A 21,608-nucleotide genomic window follows, 5' to 3' on the forward strand; every position below is an offset into this window, starting at 1 on the left:
TTCAGGATAAATCCTCAGAAACATTTCTCCTTACCCTTGGCCTTAGAGCTTTATCGGGTCGATAGGCACCCCACCGAACCAGCGCGTCGGTGAGCTCCGATTCAGGGCAATCGACCGTTGCTACCGGAGGTGTCTGATAAACCATCACCCACCGCGATACGCGGCCCTGAGCGCTTAGTATCCTGGACCATAGGAGGGAAGACGAGAATCTCGCTCTGAAGCCATTGCGCTGAGGTTATGAAGGCCGCAAACACCGCCCAGGCTGCTCCGACTGGCTAATGCCGCGCCACAGCGCGCGCTCTGCGTGGGTCTGGTGCTGGTCGCCATACGCAGGCCAACTATCGTGCCGCCAAGGCGCAGGGCCGTGTGAGACATCTAAGCTATCCCGCGTCTCGCGTTGCTGGCCTAAAACACGAGCCCAGCTCCCCGATGAAGACACGCCCGAAATCCGGCACAGCTATCGCTACTGGTCGCGTGACGTCAACATGCGCGTGCTGGCTGAGCGCCATTGCCTCAGAGTCGCCGCGATCTCCAAGATTATCCGAGGCAAGATGTGGCGTTTCACAGCGAGCGCCAATGCGCCCCAGTCCTCTGAGCCGCGCAATCACATGATGGGTCTCACAAAGAAATCGCGTGCCGCCCTTGAGAGTACTCTGGTCAAACTTGCGGCCCTTGATCCAGCCAACCCAGAAGTCCCCGCCCTGATCCGGCGGTACGAAGTGACCCTACGGGCCAATGCTGTTCCCTGAGTTAACCGCGTAATCTCACCTGATCAAGAATATCCCCGCTGGCCGAATATCTGCGTTGGTCATGAAAGGTCGCGCGCCCTGAGCTGCAATCCCCGCCTCTGAAGGCCAAACCCAAGACATCCGCTGAGACAAACCCATTTCCCGGACTTCGTGCGTTTACCCGTTATCAAAAAAAGGGATTGTGAACCGGGGTGCACGAACGGCAGAGGTCAGCTTCCATTCGCCAGCTCAGCTTGCAGCGCCTGAACATAGGCGTTTCGCGCAGTCTGCATGATAGCGGCTTCCTGCTGCAACTGGGAAAGCTTCTGATCGACTAGCTACATGTTCGTCACTTGGGCCTTCGCAGCCTCGGACAGCTGCTCAGTGTCGTATTCTCGCCCGTCGACCGCTAGCGTCGCCGTAGCGTGTCCTCCTTGGTGTGTCGGGTCTCTAATAGAAGAACCGGCCCCGAAGGGCCGGCTCAATGTTCGTTTCATCAGGTCGGATTAGGCGAGGGTCAGATAGTTCGTCCCTGCGCCATCGATGGTTGCGTTGCTGAGATCGACAGCGCCGACCAACTTGACCACCAAATCGGTACCACCGGTGAAGGTCGCACCAGCCGCATTATCCTGCACCGCGTAAGTATCACCACCGAACTGGAACCAAGATACATCGTCCGTAGCATTACCCGCAGCAGCAGCATCCAGGTAGTCTTGGAAAACTGCCGTACCGCCGAGCGTGATTGCCGTAGAGTTGAACGCGCCTGCAGCACCACCTGCAAAGTCAAGGATATCCCCTACAGAAGCGTCGGTCACAGTTTGATAGATGTTACCGTTTGTGTTGGTCGAAACCACAACACGGTCATTACCAGCACCGGTTGTGATCATATCGAGGCCATTGCCGCTCGTGATCACGTCGTCACCAGCGCCACCATCAATAGTGTCCACGGCCGAGCCACCAGTAATGATGTCGTTTCCGTCGCCACCGTTCAGGGTGTTTGCAAGAGTCGACGAGCCAGTGATGGTGTCGTTCCCGCCATTGCCGTCGATGGTCACAGTCTTGCCAGTGGTAGCCGCCGCCGCCGCATTCAGCACGTCATTACCTGCGCCACCTTTGACGGTCAGGTTGTCGGTAACTGCGCCTGTGGTAAGCGACACTGCACCAACTGCACCCGTAGCAGTAACACCCGAAGCGTCGAACGACGTCAGCGTAGTTGCGCCAAGGCCAGTAGACAGATCGATACCAACGTCACCCGAAACCGTCACGCTCTTAACAGCAGCTGCCGTAATCGGAGCAGTGAACACGGTTGTAGGAGCCGTGGTGTCGGTGTCGTCCGTGGTGATGTTCAGCGTTTCGACACCAGGTGCGACGATAGCACCCGCGCTCGTGAAGCCATCTGTCGCTTTGAACGAAAGATTAAGGACATCATCCGTACCGGTGGCCGTCTTCAGGTTTGCGTTGATCGCGTTTGCCGCCGCGCCGGTCACAATCAGCGTCGAGTTTGCCGCCAGATTGTTCAGCGTCAACGCACCGCCGGTGGTGCCAGCGCTGGAAATGGTGGTCATGCCATCAAGATAGGTGGCATCAACCGTAACGGCACCAGCCGTGTCCTGGATCCCGAAAACCTCAAAGTTCGAAATCGAGTTCTGGAAGGCCGCACCCAGAGTCGCATTGGACGTCGCAGTCGCTGCGTTCGCGGCGCTAAGGGTCACGGTGTCCGTGCCTGCCCCACCGTCTGCTGAACCACCCGAGCCAAGAGCCGCGGCAGTCCAGGTAAGGGAGTCGTCACCGTCGCCCATTGCGATGGCTTTGGTGTTCGCGCCGACGGTGACAGTGTCGTTGCCCGAGCCGCCCGTGAAACTTGCAGTGTTCGCAAGTGCGGTTGCTAGGGTCAGGCCACCAGTCGAAGCGGATGCGTCAACGCTGGTCGTCGGAGCAGTACCAGTGGTCAGATTAACTGCGCCAGCACCCGAGACTGCTACAGATTTTGCTGCCGTAGAGTTCAGCACAACAGTGCTCGCACCAGACGAAGCAACATTAAAGGTCTCAGTCGTATTACCAGTATCGGTAACGGTTACTGACGACTTTGTAGCTGTCTTATCGATGTTGAGCGTCGCGGTTTTAAGGCCTGTCCCGGAGATGCTAAAAGTCGCACTACCCACGACAGCCGAAGACGTAAGCTCTGCGCTTGCCTGCGCTGCCGCATAACCAGCGGTCAGCGTGGTGGCGTTAGCGACACGATCCAGCTCAAGAGTTTGGCCGGTAGCGTTGGAAACCGAAAGAGTCGTGTCCGCAGTTTGCTGGAACTCAATCTTGTTCGAGAAGTTGGTAGCATCGACCGTGCCAATGGCAGCACCCGACCCGATATATTCAAGGTTTTCAACGCCGGTGATGGTGCCTTGGATGGACTGGTTCTGGTTCCCAGTCGTATCGAGGCGCAGGGTGTCGGTACCAGCGCCACCATCAATGTTGTCAAGGGCGTTCAGTGTTGTCGCCGCAGTAACACCGTCGGGCGCCAATGCGCCGCCGATGAACGTGTCGTTACCCGCTCCGCCAGAGGTGCTATCCACGCCAGTAGTGAGCGTGAAGCTTTGGCCTGGGTTCGAGGCGCCGCTCAGGTATGCGTCTGTAGCCGCTTGCGCAGCTGTAACGGTTGCAGCATCTTCGGTCACACCAGAGATAGCGTCCTTAGCAGCATTGCCAGACGCACCATTCAGGTCGAACGTGAAGCCAGGTGTGTTACCTGCGTCTGTAGCAAAGTCGAGACCGACAACGATCTTGTTAGACAGGACTGTCGAGTCAGGCGCAGTGGTCGCACCTTTGATGATCGCGTCAATCGCATCCGCTGGGCTCACAGCGCCAGAGGAAAGCTGAGCTTCCCAGAAAGCTTGGCCAGCTGCATCAGGTGCACGGTTGAAGAGGTTTGCATAAACAGCCGTGATGAAAGACGTGGGGGACGAAACATCCGGCGTCGTCAGGAACGGGTACAGGCTTTTTGCTTCGGGAGAAGCTGCGAAGTCTGCTGCGATAGTGTTTGTGTCACGCCCTGCCTCAACCTGATCGATCCAGAACTGCAGGCCTGCAGGATCCGGAGCGCGGTTGAAATATCCGACATAGAGCGAGACGAGGAAATTCTTGTCTTCAGCACTGATTGCCATGGTCTATTTTCCTATACTCATTTCATAAAACAGGAAACAGCACAGCATGCTCCCCCTGTCGCCATGCAGCCCACGCCTTCGACTACCTCCCCTGCAACACTCAGGGTGCAACGGGGAGAATGAGGGCGCTGTTTGCCGCTGATGACCTTGTACACACCTCGCACTCTCCGATCAAGTGCGTGTACAGTAATTTGCATACCTGCAATCATTGAAGGCAAAGATGCCACAAAACGCTTGCGCCTTGATGACAGAGCGCCTGAATGGGCTAAGCGGTTAGGTGTATAGTAACCCCAACACTACACCTTGATTCTGTGAGTTAGGGCTGTATGGTAGATACACTAATCGGTCACGACTTGCTGCTACCCAAAGCACTGAAACTAGGTTGAGTTATGCTTCTAAAACAAGGCACCCACACATCTGACGCGGCGCGCGACGCCAGATCAGAGATGGGATTTTGGCTGAAGTCTTTGCGAGAGCAGCAAGGAATGTCCCAGAGAGATTTAGCGAATGCGTTGAATCTTGACTATTATACTTTCATTTCCCAACTGGAGAATGGACGTGGGCGCATACCACCAGCGAGATATCGTGATTGGGCGACGGCGTTGCAGGTAGAGCCCAGAAGCTTCGTGAAGAAGCTTCTGTCTTATAATGAGCCCCTTACATACGAAATTTTGTTCGGTGATGCTGTCTAACTGAAATGCCTTGCCGTGTCAGCATGATCGCTTGATCTTTGCAGTATTCTAGCAACGTCTAAGTAAGCGTAACCTATGAACAACGTTCTTCCGTTTGGAAAAAAAACGCACCCCTCGCTTAGTGAGAACACTCAAGACGTATTGGAGCTGGGCACCCTGACGGATGGCGCGGCGGATTTTTCCACCGGAATGGTTGACCGGTCATCAGGGAGCCTCTCATACCTCCCCAATCAAACCGCAGTCACGCCTGATTGGACCAATCAAGAAATTGCGAGCTTCATGCGAGCACATCGCTTGCTTGCCATTGCGGGTCTCTCCTTGGAAACAGAGCGCGGAGTGACCGACGAAGGTGACCCTTGGTTTGTTTTCGTAAATCAAGATGGAGACGTATTCGCGCATTTCGCGCGCATCGGCGAAGTCTACATCCTTGATAGTATCATCCAGCAGGAAATTGCAAAAGCCGGAAGCTTGGATGAACTGATTTCTGCCTTTGCAGAAACCACTACACCGGTGGACAGTGCTGACCACACCTCAACATCTGCCACAGTTGTTCCCTTCGTCGCCTTGCGAGAAACAAAAGTACGTCTACATCCAGGCGCAACCTTGGCTGCTCTTATCTGGACAATCTATATCCAATCAGGAGAACTTGCAGTTCCATCATTTAGTGCTGCGCTGGATGTGACTGCAACGTCAGAGGCCGATGAAGTCACCGCACTACCCTCTCAAATCCGGGTCACCCCCTCGGAAGAATTGGCTACGAATACATCTGAAGATAATTCAGCAGATCTCAAAAGCACTGAAAAGGATACACACACTCAAGCTCCCTCAAGCGCTCAAGTGGCAGCAACATTTACTACCGTGCAGACGGTTGGAATGGGATTGAGCGCTATAGCCATCTCGAATGGCATGTACTTTTGGGTTTCAGGTGAGAGCTTGCTCGAACAAGCGACACTGGCATCTCAGCTAGTCGCCGAAGTAATCAAAGATATATCGGATGAAGAAACTGAGCAGCTTGCCGATCTGTCGGAGCTAGATAGCATATTATCCACAGTTCGTGCAGCGATAGAGGGCAACTCAGAGGCAATGGCTTTGGCTCAATCGCCAAAACAAGATATTCCTACTGTCGACTTGGCATCCATGCCGGATAGCGTTGCTAACGCTGTTGAAAATGGAAAAGTTGGGAGCGCAATCAAAACTAAAAACGTTCAAGGCGACGTAGCTTTTTCTGAAGAGATAGATGGTGAGCTCATCAAGTTCCGGGATATTCAGGCGAACCGCCCGGAGGAAACAGAGGCATCTCAGATTGGCTCTACACCAGTAGACATTGAGAAAAGATATGTTTTACAAGAGCTTGACGAGGTTGAATACTTCTCTCTTACGTCCGACGCTTTTAGCAATATAGCTACACAGCTTTCTGACCTACCATTCTTCGCCCAAATGCTCAGTAGCTCATTCCAAGCGGTTGTTGCCAGTGAGGGTTCTCAAACTGTGCCCACGCCTGCGTCAGGGCCCGACACCGTCAATGCTGCCTCCGAGACTGCAGCACGCTTCTCGATCTTTAACGATGATGCGCACAGTTTTATTGTATTCTTGATGAGCAAAGGGGATGAGACCAAACGGTCTGACTACGATAACGAAGTTGTACTCTTTGACTTTGATGCAATCGATAGTCAAACGGACGCGATCTATGCTCGTAGCTGGTCCTTCGAAGATGGATCTGTGATTTCTGCTGTAGGTTTAAAAAGCGACTTTGCTGCTTTTGATCTTGTGATCTAACGCAAAAATAGTGCCGAACACATACTGCTTAACCAGTAAGCATGCACCGACTGACCCAGCCAAATCACTCTTGGGCAAAGGGGCAGTTAAGCGACATGACTACGATAGCCATGGCCGCCTCAGAACGCACTTAGCGAGCTTCATAGAGACCTGCAACTTCACCCGCTGGCTAGCGTCTTGAGGTACATAGCGATCAGAGCTAACAGCTTCATCGTTGATCCAGTGTTCTACATTTCGGAAATGAACATCTAGAACCTAGCAAGCTGTGTGCTGCGTCTTGAGAGAATTTTTGAGCTACCTTTTTAATGGCAGCAGCATAGCGAGCTGGGTTATGTATTTGCTCCAGACGCTCCCGCCCAGCTAGAGCTTTACGGTTTCCGCGAGACGGATCTGCATACAAGCTGCGAACTATAGATTTAAGCTCCTCAGCTTCCCGATCAGGATTAATCTTAAAAACTGTTTCGTCGGGTAGGTCCGCATACCAACCTAAGTTGGTTACAACGGAGGCAGCACAAGCATTCCAAATACGCAACTGGCTGCCAGAGGCCTCTCCCATGGTTGGCGATCTTAGGTTAAACACCAAGTGAGCTTGCTGGAGTTTTTGATCGAGAAAACTTTCGTCCACAAAGCCGTGGAAGGTTACTCGAGCTTCAATTCCTAACTGATTAACCAAATTGCGAAGGTACCCAGTATCCCATAGCTTTCCCATCACATCAAAACGGAAATCGACTTCATGTTTCAAAGAAGCCAAAATTCTTAGAACACTCTCAAGCCGCCGATTAGGTCCGGTATAGCCAAATTGGACAAGGCGCAGAGGCCCTAATCCAGAACGATAAACCTCTGGCCGCCTCAAGGAGGGGCGAAACGGCAAATCCATTAAATACGTAGGAACGTTTGATACAGTATCTACACTCTGCTGAGCAACGCGACTATGTGTTACAACCGAAACAGCATGCGTTAAGGCCAGCTCAAACCCGGGATATTTACGAGCAAGAGCACCGGCTTCCATTTCATTCCCCAGAACGAGTTTGGCGGCCTCCACCCCCGCTTGGCCATGCGACCTCCTCATATTCTCAAGATATACATCTTGGTCTAAAAGACTGCGCTCCATCGCATCAAAACACAGCTCTTGGATAGCCATGTCATGCAACACGACAATCGTAGGTAGGCGCTGTATCATTCGCAAGAAGCCCGCGTGAAATGGCCAAGCATTTCCTATATTTACAAAGACCACCTCCGCTCCAGGCTCTGGTCCACGTCCAGCGCGGCCCGAAAGAGCGAAATCTCGGGGGCGAACTCTATCAGGATCCAAATGGCGGACCGGTGCAATATTATGTAGGTTCCAGTCCCATTCCGCTGCATCGGTCCATAAAACAAGCTCAGCAACCTCAGCCAGCTCCGGCAAGATCCTGTGAGTATAATGTGCAATATCGGTTTCAGCCGGCGGGACCGGTGAAATCCAGTGGATGCGAGGCTTCGCGCTTTTAACCATCAGACCTTCGCTCTCGGGAGAGGCGTTTTATCAACTAGCGTCAGGAATGCACTGTGAGAACACGGGATCGATAAGGGAACCGCTCGCCCTCTTCCGGAAAAGACACCAACACCGGACTGATACAGATGCAGACGCAAAACACCCAAATTTTGTTTCTGAGCGTCAAGCGTAAATCGAATTCGACCTTCATCCCCGGGCGACAACACCTCTGTAAGCGGCTGCATCAGATGCTGATGTCGAAGCACTCCGGCCTCATCGACCCATTCAGCCAGCACACAGGTGGCGCGATCGCCCTCAAGAGGCCAAATGCCATACGACGTATTGCGCACAGAAATAGTAAGCAGCCCCGTTTCTTCTTCGTGTGTAACGACTTGTAGCTCACCATGCATACGCGCAGGGTCACCATGGTATAGGCTCTGCGGCACCCCTTTCGGGGAACCGACTTTCTTGGCCAAATACTGAATGTTCTCTCCACGCAAAGAAAGATTATCTCCACGGGACACTAACAAGTTGGCCAGTTCCGGTTCTATGTGTCGATCATAGACATCAAACGTTTGTAGGCGAACAGTCTCAAACCCGGCTGATCGGCCCAGCATATCTAGTTCTGTTGGCGCATATTCACGATTGTGGCGCCCATAAACACCGCCACAAGGCACAAAAATACCAAACGAATACGGAGCAACGTTATTGAGTGTCTTCCAGACACCGCGGTGACTGTTCACATTGGGTGTAGTGATCAAAATATTGCCACCGGGCTTCAGAACGCGCGCAGCCTCGCAGAAGAAGAAATATGGATCTAGAGCCAAATGCTCTAAAATTTCCATCCCAGTGACAAGATCAAAGGTCTCATCTGGATACGGCCAAGGATCGCGTTCGCCATTTGCAACCTCTAGCGTAATCTCAAATCCATCGACATCGTAGCCAGGGCGTGGACGCACGGACTGCGCGTAAGGATTTGGCCCTTCCCACAACCCGTGCAGATCGATGTTTGGAAATTGATTGGCAAGAAGCGCCTGAAAAACCAACGGAGGAAAAACACCGACATCAAGGGCAGAGGAAATTTCCAACCCCTCCAGCTGTCGCAGTGTCGACATAAACCGTGTCCAATGTGTACCTAGATAACCTGAGAGCCCTGCATCAATCGGAGGCTCATCGCGCCCAAGAGCTGCAGGCAACTCGTCAAACGCATAAGCCTCAAGCAGTTCATTGATGTTGGCGAACGGCACATTGTCAGGCCGGCTAGGAGGAGCTACAGCGGCGCGTAGTTGTCTCACTGCATCTTCCGTGCAGACCTCGTGCCCATGCTCTGGAGCTTGAGCGTCAATCTTCTGCACAGCGTCAAAAGTCACAGGGAGATGGGCTTGTCCCGTTAGCGTGGAAACCACATGATCCCAAGAAATATTACGCTGGGCATAACACATATACCCAGCCTGCCCCATACGCTCTGCTGTCGCGGTGTCTTCTGACAGAAACGTAAAAGCATCCCCCAACGCTTTGGCATCAGGATCAACAACCAATCCCTCTATTCCGTCTGAAATAAACTCCAATGGACCACCAGAGTCCTTGGTTGTAACAACGGGCTTCCCGCTGACCATCGCCTCAAGGGTGATATACCCATAGTCTTCGTCTTGAGGGGTGAACACGACGCCGCGAGCATTAGCATAATACCGAACAAGCGTTTCATCGTCCACACGCCCGAGCCACTCAACTCTGCCGGAGACCCCAAGCTCATGTGCCAAGGAATACAAACGCTTTTGATACGCCGGATTCTCAGCGACACCGGCAATGATCAAGCGACTTGCGGGGGCATGAACCAAGGCGCGCAGCGGTAATTCCAAACGTTTTGACGCGTTAATTCGCCCAGGCACAAAAAGATAATCACCATAATCTCCTTGCCGCAAAAGCTCTGCGTTTGGTGGTGGGTGATAAAGCGTGGTAGCCGCTGTGCCGAGATGTCGCTTCAAGCGATCGGCAACATTGCATGAATTTGCATATATCGGATGTGGGGATGCCAGAAACGCAGCACGATCTTCTTCGTGAATTAGCGCACGTAAAGCCTCCCCCTGTGGGTCATCAAGCAAATCAGAGGTGCCAGCCTCCCACATGTCGTAGGCTTGTCGGTGCTGATGGATCACCCACAATACCATATTCGGATGTTGAGCAAGCCAAGCAGGGAACTTTAGGCCCACCGCCAAATCAATCTTGACACCTTCAACCTCGGAAATATCGAGAAACTTGGCAGCAGCAATATGGTCGGCCAAGACATTTCCGGGATACCATTTGAAGGGCAGTGTAATTTCCGTAGCCTCGTACCCTCTGGCCTCCAGAGCATTAACCAGACCCATACTATGACGCTCAGCTCCCCCACTCACAAAGGGAACCTGTGTTCGCAGCACACCAACTCGCATCATTTATCCTTTGATTTGATACCAAGAATGGCCAGATCTTGCGGCCCGAACATCAACTGCGCCAACTCATTGTCGAAGCCCGGTCGATCAAGGAACTCTCCCAACCGTTCATGTGGATTGATGTGTCTGATATCGACGGGCTCAAACCCTGCCGTTTCGAGCAAAACCCCCATCACTTGCTCTGGCATTGGCTTTAAGTGAGTTGGATCTGTGTAAAACGTCGTCGCCCCCACCAATACATTGCGCGTATTAGGTGTTTCAAAAAGTAGTAGCCCGCCAGGTGCCAGAACCCGACCTGCTTCACGTGTCAGCCATGCTACTGAATCAAACGGTAAGTGCTCAATGAGATGATGCGCCGAAATCACCGACAAACTATTGTCTTCGGCCTGCGCGAGTGCCTCCAAGGCATCGCCCAAGCGCAGATCCAACCCCGCAGCTTGCCCTTCTTTAATCTGTACCGCATTGGTATCAAAGCCAATCCCTTCCATCCCATGCTGTCGCAACAGGCCCAGCCACTCTCCGCGGCCGCACCCGATATCAAAAATCGGCTTATTCTCTGCGCGCGCCCATGCAGCTTCAACATCCGGTAGATAGACTTTTAACCGTTGGCTTATTTCTTCAGGCGCGCCTCTCCATTGATTTTCAAACCGATGGTAGAATGCGTCTTTGAACATCTCGAACCCTGTGGACGAGGGCAAGCCATTGGAGCTAGGAGCTTTTTCGTCCGGTCGGCCACTTTCCCCTCCATCAATACGACGCGACAAATCGGAAAACATTCGCAAGAGCAGCGCAGTGTCTGATTGGCCTGTACGTTTCAAGACTTCAGCCTCTCGACGGGAGACCGATACAAGATCATCCGCAAGAGCTTCGTGCCGGCGCATCCATGCCCACATTCGTTCTGTCTCTTGCCTGGTATGCTTTAGCTCTTGAGACAGTGTGCCCAGTTCCAAGCGCAGCTCTGCAATTTCCCGTTGTGCATCCTTCGACATACTCTTAATGCGACCCAAGGAAAATGCCGCTGAAAGATAGCGTTCAAGTCTCTTAATAACTTTCATAATTCTGACCTTCTCCTTGGTATTGCATCACAAGTTCGGCTCTGCCTTGGAAGAACACAAGGTAGAATTCATGCCGCCTTCTGGCCCATCCACATCTCCCATTCAAGTAGTGAAGTCAGCTACGGCCATGTGCAGGAACCTGATCAGGTGCGCTTGAATCTCTACCGCTTCAGCTTCTCGCTTACCGACCAGTAAGCGCTAGACCTCATGGCGCTCAGAGTACTGGAGCAACGGACGGGTCAGATGTGGGATCAAATTGTGGGTCGAGCTTGAGTTGATCGTACCCAGTGTGTGGCCACCCTATACTCGCCTCGACCACCCACATCTGACCCTTTAGGCACGATGGGCTAAATTTACTCACCCCTGGGCAAGTCGCGCGACATGAAGGTCTCCTGGCTTGGATCTTAACGATGGTAGTTTCCCTCCTAGCCAAAACGTTCCGGTCAAGCTGCCCGAGGCTTGGAGGATCGCACAATATGGGATCACTCAGGAAAACGAGTCCCGTACAAGGACCGCTTGCGGGTCAACACCTAACTCATACAAAGGTGGCAGAGAATGGATCATCGATTACGCCAATAAGACTGAAAAGAAAATCACCCCCATTAGCCGTTGTGGCATCCGCATAGTGCTGATCAACCGCAGCACGGGCGCCTGAAAGATTGGAGGTGCTCGCATCTCCAAAGGTTTGGAACACTGAAGCCGAATCTGTGACATCAGACATTCCCTTGATAGCTGAGAAGTAAATGCCCAAGTCTGTCTTTTGAGATAGATATCGCACATCCTCAGCAGAGCCTCCATTCTTGGCTCCCCCGATCACTTCCAGCACAAAAGCACCTTGAGAAACACTACCGTTCGAAACCTGGCTTTTCCAGAACTCGAAACCTGAGGCGTCTGGTGTTCGGCCTAGCACATTATCATAAACCGAAGTCACAAAGGCATCGGTATTCGACGGGTCCGTATAGAGCGCTCGCGTCTCAGCCTGATCAAAGAAAAGCTCGGCAATCTGATTGAGAGAAAGCCCCTCAGCCAGTTTGTCGGCCCAGAAATACAGCCCAGTGGCATCGGGAGCGCGATTGAAATAGGCAGCGTACATTTCTGCAAGGGGTTCAAACTGATCAACCGTAAGACTGGCGGTGCTGACAAATTGCGTCAGGTCCAGCGTAGCATCGGCAAACTTGATCATTTCAATATCGGTCAGCCCATCCTCACCCTCGGAAGCGTTGCGGTCTGTGACGGTGACCGCGCCGTTCTTATTGATGGCGACCGAATAGTTGGATTGGTTGGCCAAGACCACAGCTTGATCAATGCCATCACCACCATTGATGGTGTCATCCCCCCGGCCTGCTTGGAAAACATTGTTACCTGCATCCCCGGTCAGATTATCATTTCCGTCCCCAGTATAAACATTCTCGATCCCTGAGAATGTAATAGAAACCCCATCGATATTGCCCGCACCCTCGCTCAAGTTCAGGGTACTTGCAGCGGTTACAGCAGCGGCGTTGATCGCATCCAACCCAGCTGCGTCATCGAACGCAGTGTTGTGGCTCGAGCGACCGGCATAGTCAGAAAACTCATCTGTAAAAATGTAGGTATCATTGTCGCTGGCCACAGAGCCATAGAAGTTCAGCTCTACATTCTGAACTTGCACAGGTGAGGTCCCGGAACTGTCAAGGTCGATTAGCTCCACAGCCCATGTGCCTTCGCTAGACATTCCTCTGAAGGCGTTGCTGAAAAAGTAATCCCACTGCTCTAAGGTGTTCGTATCGTTCTCATCGTTATCAGCGCTGACATTGTCCAGAACGATACTCTGGGTGCCATCCGGGCCCGTTATGCGCAGCTCGAGATCCTGCAAATCAAAGAGTTGCGCAAAATCAACTTTGAGCTGTACATGTTCGATCTCAACAATGGTACTTGCCGCTCCGCTCAGTCGGTCAACTGTTCCATCTCCAGTCAACGTCATCTGCGTATCTAACAGGTCAATACTTGCGACCTCCTGATTACCAGTGCCCGCAAAGTCTGTTCCCCAAGTTTCAGCGATCCGGACTGCAGATTTTGCATCAACCAAACCAAAGCCGTAATCACGAGAGAAATGTAGGCCCCCGCCATTCCAATTATCTGCCCCGTTGAACGCATACGCATATTTCTCAGAACCGCTTACGCCAGTGCCAATTTCTGTACCAACATGGCGGGCAGAATACGCCAGAATGGTCTGCACATCCCGCCAGCCAAGATTGGAATTGGCCTCAAGCATCAGTGCAATCACACCTGACACCTGCGGCGCTGAAGCCGACGTGCCGTTAAAACCCGAAGTGTAGTCAGACCCTGCCGTATACCCCGTACCGGTTACGTCAGTCGTGACAATTTCACCCGGCGATCCAAAAGCAGAGATAAGCACAGAAGATCCCGGGGTCGAATAATCATCAATCACTCCTGTACGCTGGACCGCTGCCACCGCGATCGAATGCATCGTTGCATTCCAAGCGGCGACGTTTGTCTCGGTAGTGACTGGCGTTCCAGTATTGTCCGCGTCCCGCTCGTTGCCCGCCGACTTCACAAAAATAGTACCCTTGCCGTCCCGACCGGTTCGCGCGCCGAAGGCCATCGCAAGCGCGGTTTCGATAGACGAGTCTTGGCTGCCGAAAAAATTGTCAGCACTCAAAGTTCCTAGACTCATGCTGACAATGTCGGCAGAGCGGTCAATCCCACCGATCATAATCTGACCGGAAACGAGCTTGATGGGGGCAGCAAGCTCCTGCCCCAGTTTTATACCAAATAGCGTGCTTCCGTAGGAAACACCAACAACACCTGTATTATTATTGCCAACAGAAGCAATAATGCCCGCAACTGCGGTCCCATGAAAACTTCCATCCCCTGCACCGGGAAAGGACTCAGGCGTCAATATGATCGTTTCTGATGAATTCAGCAGATCATAGTCTTTGCGTGTTGAGTAATTTGCTATCAAGTCGGGATGCGTCGCTTCCACTCCGTCATCGATAACAGCGATCGTCACACCTGCGCCTGTGTAATCATCCCACACATCCACGACGTTAAGATCATATTCTCCAACGGCCGTGTTTTGCAAATGCCACTGGGTCGAGAAAAGAGGATCGTTGGGAACTGCCATATTATACCTTCCTACCTCACCTTTCTCGGCGCATCTCGCACGAAGCGCATACTAGCGAGTAGCATGACCTACCGGCCCGGCCTCAATCAACTCATTTCTCCCAGATGGTAAGTTCAAACGGCACAATCACTGCACACCAAACTGAGGTGCAATAATACCCGCCACTGCTTGAGCTAGACCATACGAACACTCTCAGTCGAACCGAGGGCTGAGACACGATTCATAAGAGAAGTGCAGATGTAAATTTCGCAATTTGGCGGTCGAGATTACTGGCAACAGTACGCACAAGAAAAGCCACGTCCAAGGCTATAATTAACCAAAGAGCTACTTTTTAAACTGCTGCTCAAACAGCTGGCGAAAGCTACCATTTTTTTTCATCAACTCGTCCATATCACCCTTCTCAATCACTCTACCATCCTTGATTACCATAATGGTGTCTGCCTCCAAAACAGTAGATAAGCGATGTGCGATAATAATGGTTGTAACGTCTTTGGTTAACGTTTTAAGAGACGTTTTCACGAGTGCTTCGGACTCTGCATCCAATGCGCTCGTTGCCTCATCTAACAATAGGATCTCGGACTTTCTCAATATAGCACGTGCTATTGCAATTCTCTGTTTTTGACCTCCAGACAAGAATACACCATTTTCTCCAACTTGCGTTTCATACCCATCGGGAAACTCACAAATAAAGTCATGTGCGTGTGCAGCGCGTGCCGCAGAAATAACTTCTTCGTCACTCGCTTCTGGTGCGGAGCAACGCAGGTTCTCCATGATAGTCGTTGAGAATAAAAAAGTGTCTTGTCCAACATAAGATATCTTTCGGCGCAGCGAAGCAAAACTAACGTCTTTAACATTGTGTCCGTCAATCTCGACGGCTCCGGTATCCGGGTCATAAAAACGCATAATTAGTCCAAATATCGTAGACTTACCGCCCCCTGACTGCCCAACAAGGGCCGTAGTCTTCCCCGGCTCAAACGAAAGATTCATGTCTTTTATGATTGGAAAGTCGCTATGATACCCAAACGTAACATTGTTGAATTGAATAGATCCATTGCCTGGCTCAAGGTTCACCGCTCCAGAGCGCTCTTGGATTGCCTCATCCTGATCTAAAAGTTCAAACATCATAGAAACGGTTACCATACACGTTTCAATACCCACTCGCATGCGAGATAGCCGCTTAGCAGGTTCATATGCCATCAGAAGAGCTGTGATAAAGGACATGAGTTGTCCAGCTGTCGGCGGTTCACTATTGGCGATCCCCATCGTACTCACAACCAATATACTCGCGATAGCCACACCTGCCAAAAGCTCCATTAGTGGACTTGCAATAGACTGTAACTTCGCAATGTCGTTGGCTCTTTTCTCCACTTGTCCGATGGCTGTATCCATCCGCTCGACCATACGATCTTCCAGGGCGAAGACTTTAATAATTTTGATACCGCCAGATGTTTCTTGGAGGACGCGGATAATCTCCGCCAGAGACGCCATCTCTGCTCTCATAATATTCCGTACGCTCTTCAAAAGGTGACGGACTCCCAATAGAGCGATGGGTCCGATCAAGATGAAGAGCATTGATAGGACAGGTTGCTGATAAACCATTACTATCGTCAAACCAATCAACGTAAGAGTATCCCTTACGAAGCCAGTCATAAGCACGTCTATTAGTTCTCTCGCGGCTTGAGCACCGTGGGTCACACGCATCAACAAGTCAGATGAGTCAGTCGTGCCAAAAAATCCAACACCTCTCCTCAAGAGCTGTCGATACAATTTCTCCTGCTGGCTCGCAACGATGCGGTTCCCAGCACGTGCAAGGAATAATGCTTGGACATAAGAGGCTAAAGCCTTAGTAAAAAAGAGGCCTATGACGGCTCCAGCAACCAAATATACTTTACTACGAAGCTCAGGAGTGGTCATCGCATCTACGATTTTCTCCATCATCCAGGCAGTACCCGCAGAGCTGGCTGCAACGATGATCATTGCCAATGCAGCCACACCGTAACGCCATCCTTGAGAGCGCATACTTTCACTGACCAAGCGACCGATGTAGCTTGATCGCCACCTGTCCCAACTGCGCGCAATCATGTAGTTCTCCAAGATTTCTCACAGACGGAGGAAGTCTCTGCCATGATGAGACGGTCCTAATAGCTGTTCTCTTACGACCAAAAAATCGATTGGTTGGTTAGTACGAGGTCAGAACTCAAATTTCCAGAACACATACTCGAAATTGAAGGATGCGCGGTGGATGCCTCTACCCGCCGGCACCGCATGCCATGACTGGCCTGCCCTCACAGAGCTGCTCAACAAGGCACAAGTAGAAAGGGTGAGCGAGGGGCGAGAAGACGAAAGCCGACCACAGAGGCCACGCCCTGAGCAGCGCAACCTTCTACAAGCTGAAATAAAAGTATGGAGGCCTGGAAGTATAAGAACCCACCCTGCTGAAAGCCTTGGAGGATTAGAGTGCGAGTTTAAGCACCGGCTGGCCGGTGCCATGCGTGAATATATCGTTTTGTCAGACCCACTCTGACAGATCTAGAACGATGACCAAACGGCGAGACGCGGCGCTTTGGATGGGGTGATATCAAAATGTCTCACAACGCCGCCCCCACAGGCCTGTCCGCATCCATCTTCAAGGCGGACCTCCGCTCAAAACACTTTTCAGACTGTGCTAGGACGCGTAAGACGATGCCGTGAACTGCGGCTAATCGAGGCTGGTTCAACTGCCGCTGGGTCATGGCCCGCAAGGGCATAAGAGTGAAGCATGAGACGCGGCACCACATCTGCAACGAGGTAAGTCTCCCGATCGACGACAGTGCAAACTAAAACGAACTTAGGGCAGCAGGAAACGCATGTGCCCCGCGCTTGCGACAGAGCAGAAACCGGAATACCCAAATACAGCCCCTTGTTATGTAAGAAAGACCGCAAGAGGGTAGGCCAAGGGAACATGTCAACGCACACAAGGCAGGTTGGCATCACTCAACTAAACAGATATGAGTTTTCAGAGATGAGTGGGGTAGAGATCATGAAGACATTCGAAAACGAAGCCGATTATGTACCTGAGGTGCACAGTATTATGTCAGATTTGCGCGTGGCAACCATTCAGATCGGTACAGTTTATGCGCGCGGAACCATTGTAGATCGCTCTGGCACCATGGCGACTATACAAGTTGATGGTCAGATTTTGTCAGGCCGCGAGGTGCCACTTCAAACCAGAAACTAGAAGAAGCGCGCGTGCACAAGGATAGAAAAAGCCCTACTTGAAAGCATAGGTCGTAGAAGTGGATAATTATTCAAGATTCATCGCATACTTGAAAGTTCTACTCCCAACTGCGGCATTAGGATTGTTTTCAACGGTTTTTTTTCTTTGGAGCCCCAAGTTCAACGAAGATAACGCAATACCTTATACACATGATGAGATCATACGTCGGATAAATCATCGTCAAGCCACCACCCCTCTCTACTTATCAACTACGGCCAAAGGCCACAATGTGCGTATCAATGCTGACCATACGTATCTAGGAGAAGAGCTCAGCCTACCTATTGCTGAAGAAGTGACCGGTCAACTTGACTTTATCGATGGAAGTATAGTGACGCTTTCCGCGGATAGAGCGGTTTTTGAAGAGCATAGTGATTTGGTAAATTTCTCAGGGAATGTCGTCTTGAATTCTACTGAAGGAATTACCCTAGAATCTGACCAGCTCACAACCAATATTGTCGCTCTCACTGCGTATAGTGATGTTCCAGTAAGAGCAAGCAGTGCCCTTGGAGAACTGAGGTCTGGCAATATGCGGATAACAACAATTCATAATAGCGGTCACTTGAAAATGTTTTTTGGGAATGGTGTCAAGCTGACCTATGTTCCCTAAATACTGCAAAATATAGAATTGCAGCTTGTTCTCACTCTGGGCGTTTAGTACGGTCCTCTCGTATTTATCTTTGGTCAGTTGCACAGATCTTAAAATATCCCACATTGAAATCTAATTATGAATTGAGCATATTTTATTTATTGCCTCCACTAAGTCGCGTAACTCTGATAAGCTTCTATACTTGACTCGCAGCCTGATATCTTCGACATGCACCCAACTTTCTTCCTTACAGTTTTCCACGCGCTTCCAAGCTGGAAGTGTGTTAACCGGATACTTTGAAATAAAGTCTTGCGTTGCAAGAGATGCCGATATTGAACCCCGTCCATACTGCCCTCTATATAGCGCAAAAATTTCGTCTCGAACCCTTGATATATTTGTAAGCGCTGTCCCGGCCCCACGTTGTAGCGCCTATCCCGTACTGCGAGATCTTGCACATCTCACAGTGGGGAGTGCGTTTCGCAATGTGCACTACAAATTCGTTTCTCAAATCGTTGGGCGTGGAGATCTACGCGTCGGGTCACCGGCGGTGGCCGGATGAAGCCAAGGCCCGGGCAGTGGCGGATACGCTCGAACCGGGCGCGACAGTGAATGGCGTGGCGGCGCGGTATGGAGTCTTGCCAAACCAGCTGTCGGCCTGGCGCCGGTTGGCGAAGCAGGGGAAGCTGGTGTTGCCAGCAGCGGAGCTGGACGAACCGGTCTTCGCCCCGCTGGTAGTCTGCGATGTGCCGGAGGTGCTGCCGGAACCGGACATGGCGGCACCGAAAGAGGTGATCCGGATCGTCTCAGGCGAAGTCAGGATCGAGCTGGCGCCCGGCACGCCCGCGACCCGGATCGCCGAGATCGCGCATGCGCTCGGGACCTCGCCATGCTGATGCCCTCACAGGGCCTCCGGATTTTGGTTGCGACAAAACCGGTGGACTTCCGCAAAGGCCATGACGGCCTGGCAGCGCTCGTGCAGTCGACGCTTGCCGAGGATCCGTTCACGGGCACGGTCTTCGTGTTCCGGTCGAAGCGCGCCGACCGGTTGAAGATCCTGTTCTGGGACGGCAGCGGACTCGTGATGGCCTACAAACGGCTGGAAGAAAACACCTTCACTTGGCCCGCGATCCGCGATGGGGCAATGACCCTGAACCGGGCGCAGTTCGAGGCCCTGTTTGCCGGTTTGGACTGGCGCAGGGTTCGATCTCTGGAGGTGCGCCGACCGGCTGTGGCAGAGTGACTCAGCCTATTGAATAACCGGGCATTGGCGCCCCGGGCCCGGTATAATCCAGCCATGCCCGACGCCCCGCCCATCGACCTGTCCGCGATCCCTGAGAGCCAGCGCGCCGCCGTTCTGGCGGTGCTGCAGGAAAACGGCGCCCTGAAGGAAGCCAACCGGCGGCTCGAGCATCTCGTGGCCGAGTTGAACCATGTCGTGCATGGCAAACGGTCCGAGAAGCTGAGTGATGACGACCGGCAGCTTGCCTTCGAAGACCTGGAAACCGCCGTCGCCGAGGTCGAGACCCGCAGGGAGCAGGCCGCCCCCTCCACCCAGACCCCGCGCGCGACACGGCAGCGCAATCTCGGCCATCTGCCCGCGGACCTGCCGCGCATCGAGCGTGTCATCGAACCGGCGAGCCTTGAGTGTCCTTGCGGCTGCGGCCGCATGCACCAGATCGGCGAGGATCGGACCGAACGTCTGGACATCGTGCCTGCGCAGCTTCGTGTGCTGGTCGACATCCGGCCGAAGTATGCCTGCCGCATTTGCTCGGACGGGGTCACCCAGGCGCCCGCCGCGCCGCGGCTGATCGAGGGCGGTCTGCCGACCGAGGGCGCCATCGCTCATGTGCTGGTCTCGAAGTTCGCGGACCACCTGCCGTTCTACCGCCAAGGCCAGATCCTGGCGCGCTCCGGCATCCAAGTCGACCGCAGCACCCTGGCGGACTGGGCAGGCACCGCCGCCTTCCACCTCGGCCCCGTGGTCGACCGGCTGGCGGAACACATCAAGTCCTCCGGAAAGCTGTTCATGGATGAGACCACGGCTCCGGTCCTCGACCCCGGACGCGGCCGAACCAAGACCGGCTACCTCTGGGCCCTGGCCCGCGATGATCGCGGATGGGGCGGAGAAGACCCGCCCGGTGTCGTCTTCACCTACCAGCCCAGCCGCGCCGGCGCCCACGCGGAACAGATCCTTCAGGGCTTCGACGGTATCCTGCAGCTCGACGGCTACACCGGTTATGACCGGCTGACGCGCCCGTCCCGCAAGGGCGGCGCGCCGATCACGGTGGCCCACTGCTGGGCGCATGCGCGGCGCAAGCTGAAGGAGGTCTTCGACCGCGACGGCTCGGAAATCGCCGCCGAGGGCCTGCGCCGGATCGCTGAGCTCTACCGCATCGAGGCCGAGATCCGGGGCATGGGCCCGGGCCAACGTCTGTCGGCCCGTCAGGCCCGCAGCGCGCCCCTCGTGGCCGAGTTCGGTGATTGGCTGCAGGCACAGCGTCTGCGTATCTCGGCCAAGTCGCGCCTCGGCGAGAAGCTGACCTACATCCACCGCCAGTGGGGCGGCCTGCAGACCTTCCTCCACGACGGCCGCGTCGAGATGGACTCCAACGCCGTCGAAAACCTGATCCGCCCGATCGCCCTGACAAGAAAGAACGCACTCTTCGCCGGCCACGACGAGGGCGGCCGCACCTGGGCCCGCATCGCCTCCCTGATAGCCACCGCGAAGATCAACGGCGTCGCGCCCTTTGCCTATTTGAAGGCGACCCTGGAAGCCATCGCCGCCGGTCACCCGGCCAGCAGGATCGACGAGCTGCTACCTTGGAACTTCACCCCGTAAAGCTGAACAGGCGTGGGGTGGCGACAGCGCTTACATATATTTTGCACAAGTTCCAAATGCGGCGGCCTTGGGGTAAGCGTTAACACCCCAACAAATTCACTCCCTACCCCCTCAGCCTCTGTAATATTATTGTTTATCTCGTACACTGACAAATCAACAAAAATATCGTAGCCAATTAGCTTCGAATCATGTTCACAACTATGACTGTCACGTCTAGAATAGTTAATTTCACACTCCGCAACTGAAATGGAAAATTCATTAAACCTAGATCCGTAAATTGGATTTTCAAGAGCGACCTGAAGCTTGTTTTCCAACTCCCTAATATCGCCACCCGCAAAAGCTAGACGCTTATCAATGACCACCGAGATAACTGCCACAAATGTAAGTATCGCAGTCCAAATCATTGCATTCTTTTTGAAATTCTTTGGAACCCTCACGACGACCTCCTAAATTAGAATTTTTAATGTGTAGTGTTGGCTTATCCCCCGAGACGC

15 protein-coding genes are annotated in these 21,608 nt (G+C 52.9%); 8 read left to right on the forward strand and 7 right to left on the reverse strand.

Features of this window, described 5'->3' with window-relative positions:
- Positions 1-485: 485 nt before the first annotated feature.
- Positions 486-749: a hypothetical protein gene (locus ACZ1HH_RS18905; protein ID WP_472635104.1), complete on the forward strand. Its 264-nt coding sequence runs from the start codon at positions 486-488 to the stop codon at positions 747-749.
- 485 nt (positions 750-1,234) lie between these two features.
- On the opposite strand, the gene ACZ1HH_RS18910 is transcribed toward ACZ1HH_RS18905, so the two are convergent.
- Positions 1,235-3,886, reverse strand: a complete 2,652-nt coding sequence (locus ACZ1HH_RS18910; RefSeq protein WP_472635105.1) for a DUF4214 domain-containing protein — start codon at positions 3,884-3,886, stop codon at positions 1,235-1,237.
- A gap of 389 nt (positions 3,887-4,275) precedes the next feature.
- On the opposite strand from ACZ1HH_RS18910, the gene ACZ1HH_RS18915 reads away from it, so the two are divergent.
- Both ACZ1HH_RS18915 and ACZ1HH_RS18920 read left to right on the forward strand, forming a co-directional pair.
- Entirely contained in the window at positions 4,276-4,578 is a 303-nt protein-coding gene (locus tag ACZ1HH_RS18915; RefSeq protein WP_487320528.1) for a helix-turn-helix domain-containing protein, read from the forward strand.
- Positions 4,579-4,653: 75 nt separating this feature from the next.
- The gene (locus tag ACZ1HH_RS18920; protein WP_487320529.1) at positions 4,654-6,354 is read left to right on the forward strand and encodes a hypothetical protein; all 1,701 of its coding nucleotides are present in this window, start codon (positions 4,654-4,656) and stop codon (positions 6,352-6,354) included.
- Positions 6,355-6,562: 208 nt separating this feature from the next.
- Here the strand turns inward: ACZ1HH_RS18920 and ACZ1HH_RS18925 are convergent, their stop codons facing one another.
- The 5 genes from ACZ1HH_RS18925 to ACZ1HH_RS18945 all read right to left on the reverse strand — a co-directional run bounded on the left by ACZ1HH_RS18925 (position 6,563) and on the right by ACZ1HH_RS18945 (position 16,515).
- Entirely contained in the window at positions 6,563-7,846 is a 1,284-nt protein-coding gene (locus ACZ1HH_RS18925) for a glycosyltransferase family protein (protein ID WP_472635107.1), read from the reverse strand.
- Positions 7,846-10,107: a glycosyltransferase gene (locus tag ACZ1HH_RS18930; RefSeq protein ID WP_472635108.1), complete on the reverse strand. Its 2,262-nt coding sequence runs from the start codon at positions 10,105-10,107 to the stop codon at positions 7,846-7,848. The genes ACZ1HH_RS18925 and ACZ1HH_RS18930 overlap by 1 nt, the downstream gene beginning before the upstream one ends.
- A gap of 146 nt (positions 10,108-10,253) precedes the next feature.
- Positions 10,254-11,309, reverse strand: coding sequence for a class I SAM-dependent methyltransferase (locus ACZ1HH_RS18935; RefSeq protein ID WP_011536622.1), 1,056 nt, complete (start codon positions 11,307-11,309; stop codon positions 10,254-10,256).
- A 535-nt stretch (positions 11,310-11,844) separates the two neighbouring features.
- The gene (locus ACZ1HH_RS18940) at positions 11,845-14,433 is read right to left on the reverse strand and encodes a S8 family serine peptidase (protein WP_416369489.1); all 2,589 of its coding nucleotides are present in this window, start codon (positions 14,431-14,433) and stop codon (positions 11,845-11,847) included.
- A 324-nt stretch (positions 14,434-14,757) separates the two neighbouring features.
- Complete coding sequence (locus ACZ1HH_RS18945) at positions 14,758-16,515, reverse strand: ABC transporter ATP-binding protein (RefSeq protein WP_416369488.1); 1,758 nt, start codon at positions 16,513-16,515, stop codon at positions 14,758-14,760.
- 937 nt (positions 16,516-17,452) lie between these two features.
- Between ACZ1HH_RS18945 and ACZ1HH_RS18950 the strand changes: the two genes are divergently transcribed.
- The 5 genes from ACZ1HH_RS18950 to tnpC all read left to right on the forward strand — a co-directional run bounded on the left by ACZ1HH_RS18950 (position 17,453) and on the right by tnpC (position 21,114).
- Complete coding sequence (locus ACZ1HH_RS18950) at positions 17,453-17,650, forward strand: hypothetical protein (protein ID WP_166485479.1); 198 nt, start codon at positions 17,453-17,455, stop codon at positions 17,648-17,650.
- A gap of 88 nt (positions 17,651-17,738) precedes the next feature.
- Positions 17,739-18,296: an LPS export ABC transporter periplasmic protein LptC gene (lptC, locus tag ACZ1HH_RS18955; protein WP_487320530.1), complete on the forward strand. Its 558-nt coding sequence runs from the start codon at positions 17,739-17,741 to the stop codon at positions 18,294-18,296.
- A gap of 461 nt (positions 18,297-18,757) precedes the next feature.
- On the forward strand, positions 18,758-19,168 hold the full coding sequence (gene tnpA, locus ACZ1HH_RS18960) for an IS66-like element accessory protein TnpA (protein WP_472635111.1): 411 nt from the start codon (positions 18,758-18,760) through the stop codon (positions 19,166-19,168).
- Positions 19,162-19,515, forward strand: a complete 354-nt coding sequence (gene tnpB, locus ACZ1HH_RS18965) for an IS66 family insertion sequence element accessory protein TnpB (protein ID WP_168595277.1) — start codon at positions 19,162-19,164, stop codon at positions 19,513-19,515. The genes tnpA and tnpB overlap by 7 nt, the downstream gene beginning before the upstream one ends.
- Before the next feature lie 54 nt (positions 19,516-19,569).
- Positions 19,570-21,114, forward strand: coding sequence for an IS66 family transposase (gene tnpC / locus ACZ1HH_RS18970; protein WP_168610441.1), 1,545 nt, complete (start codon positions 19,570-19,572; stop codon positions 21,112-21,114).
- Here tnpC and ACZ1HH_RS18975 read toward each other — a convergent pair.
- Entirely contained in the window at positions 21,063-21,551 is a 489-nt protein-coding gene (locus tag ACZ1HH_RS18975; RefSeq protein ID WP_487320531.1) for a hypothetical protein, read from the reverse strand. The two genes, tnpC and ACZ1HH_RS18975, sit on opposite strands and share 52 nt — an antisense overlap.
- Positions 21,552-21,608: the final 57 nt, after the last annotated feature.

The organism is Epibacterium sp. HA2-3 (assembly GCF_055693725.2).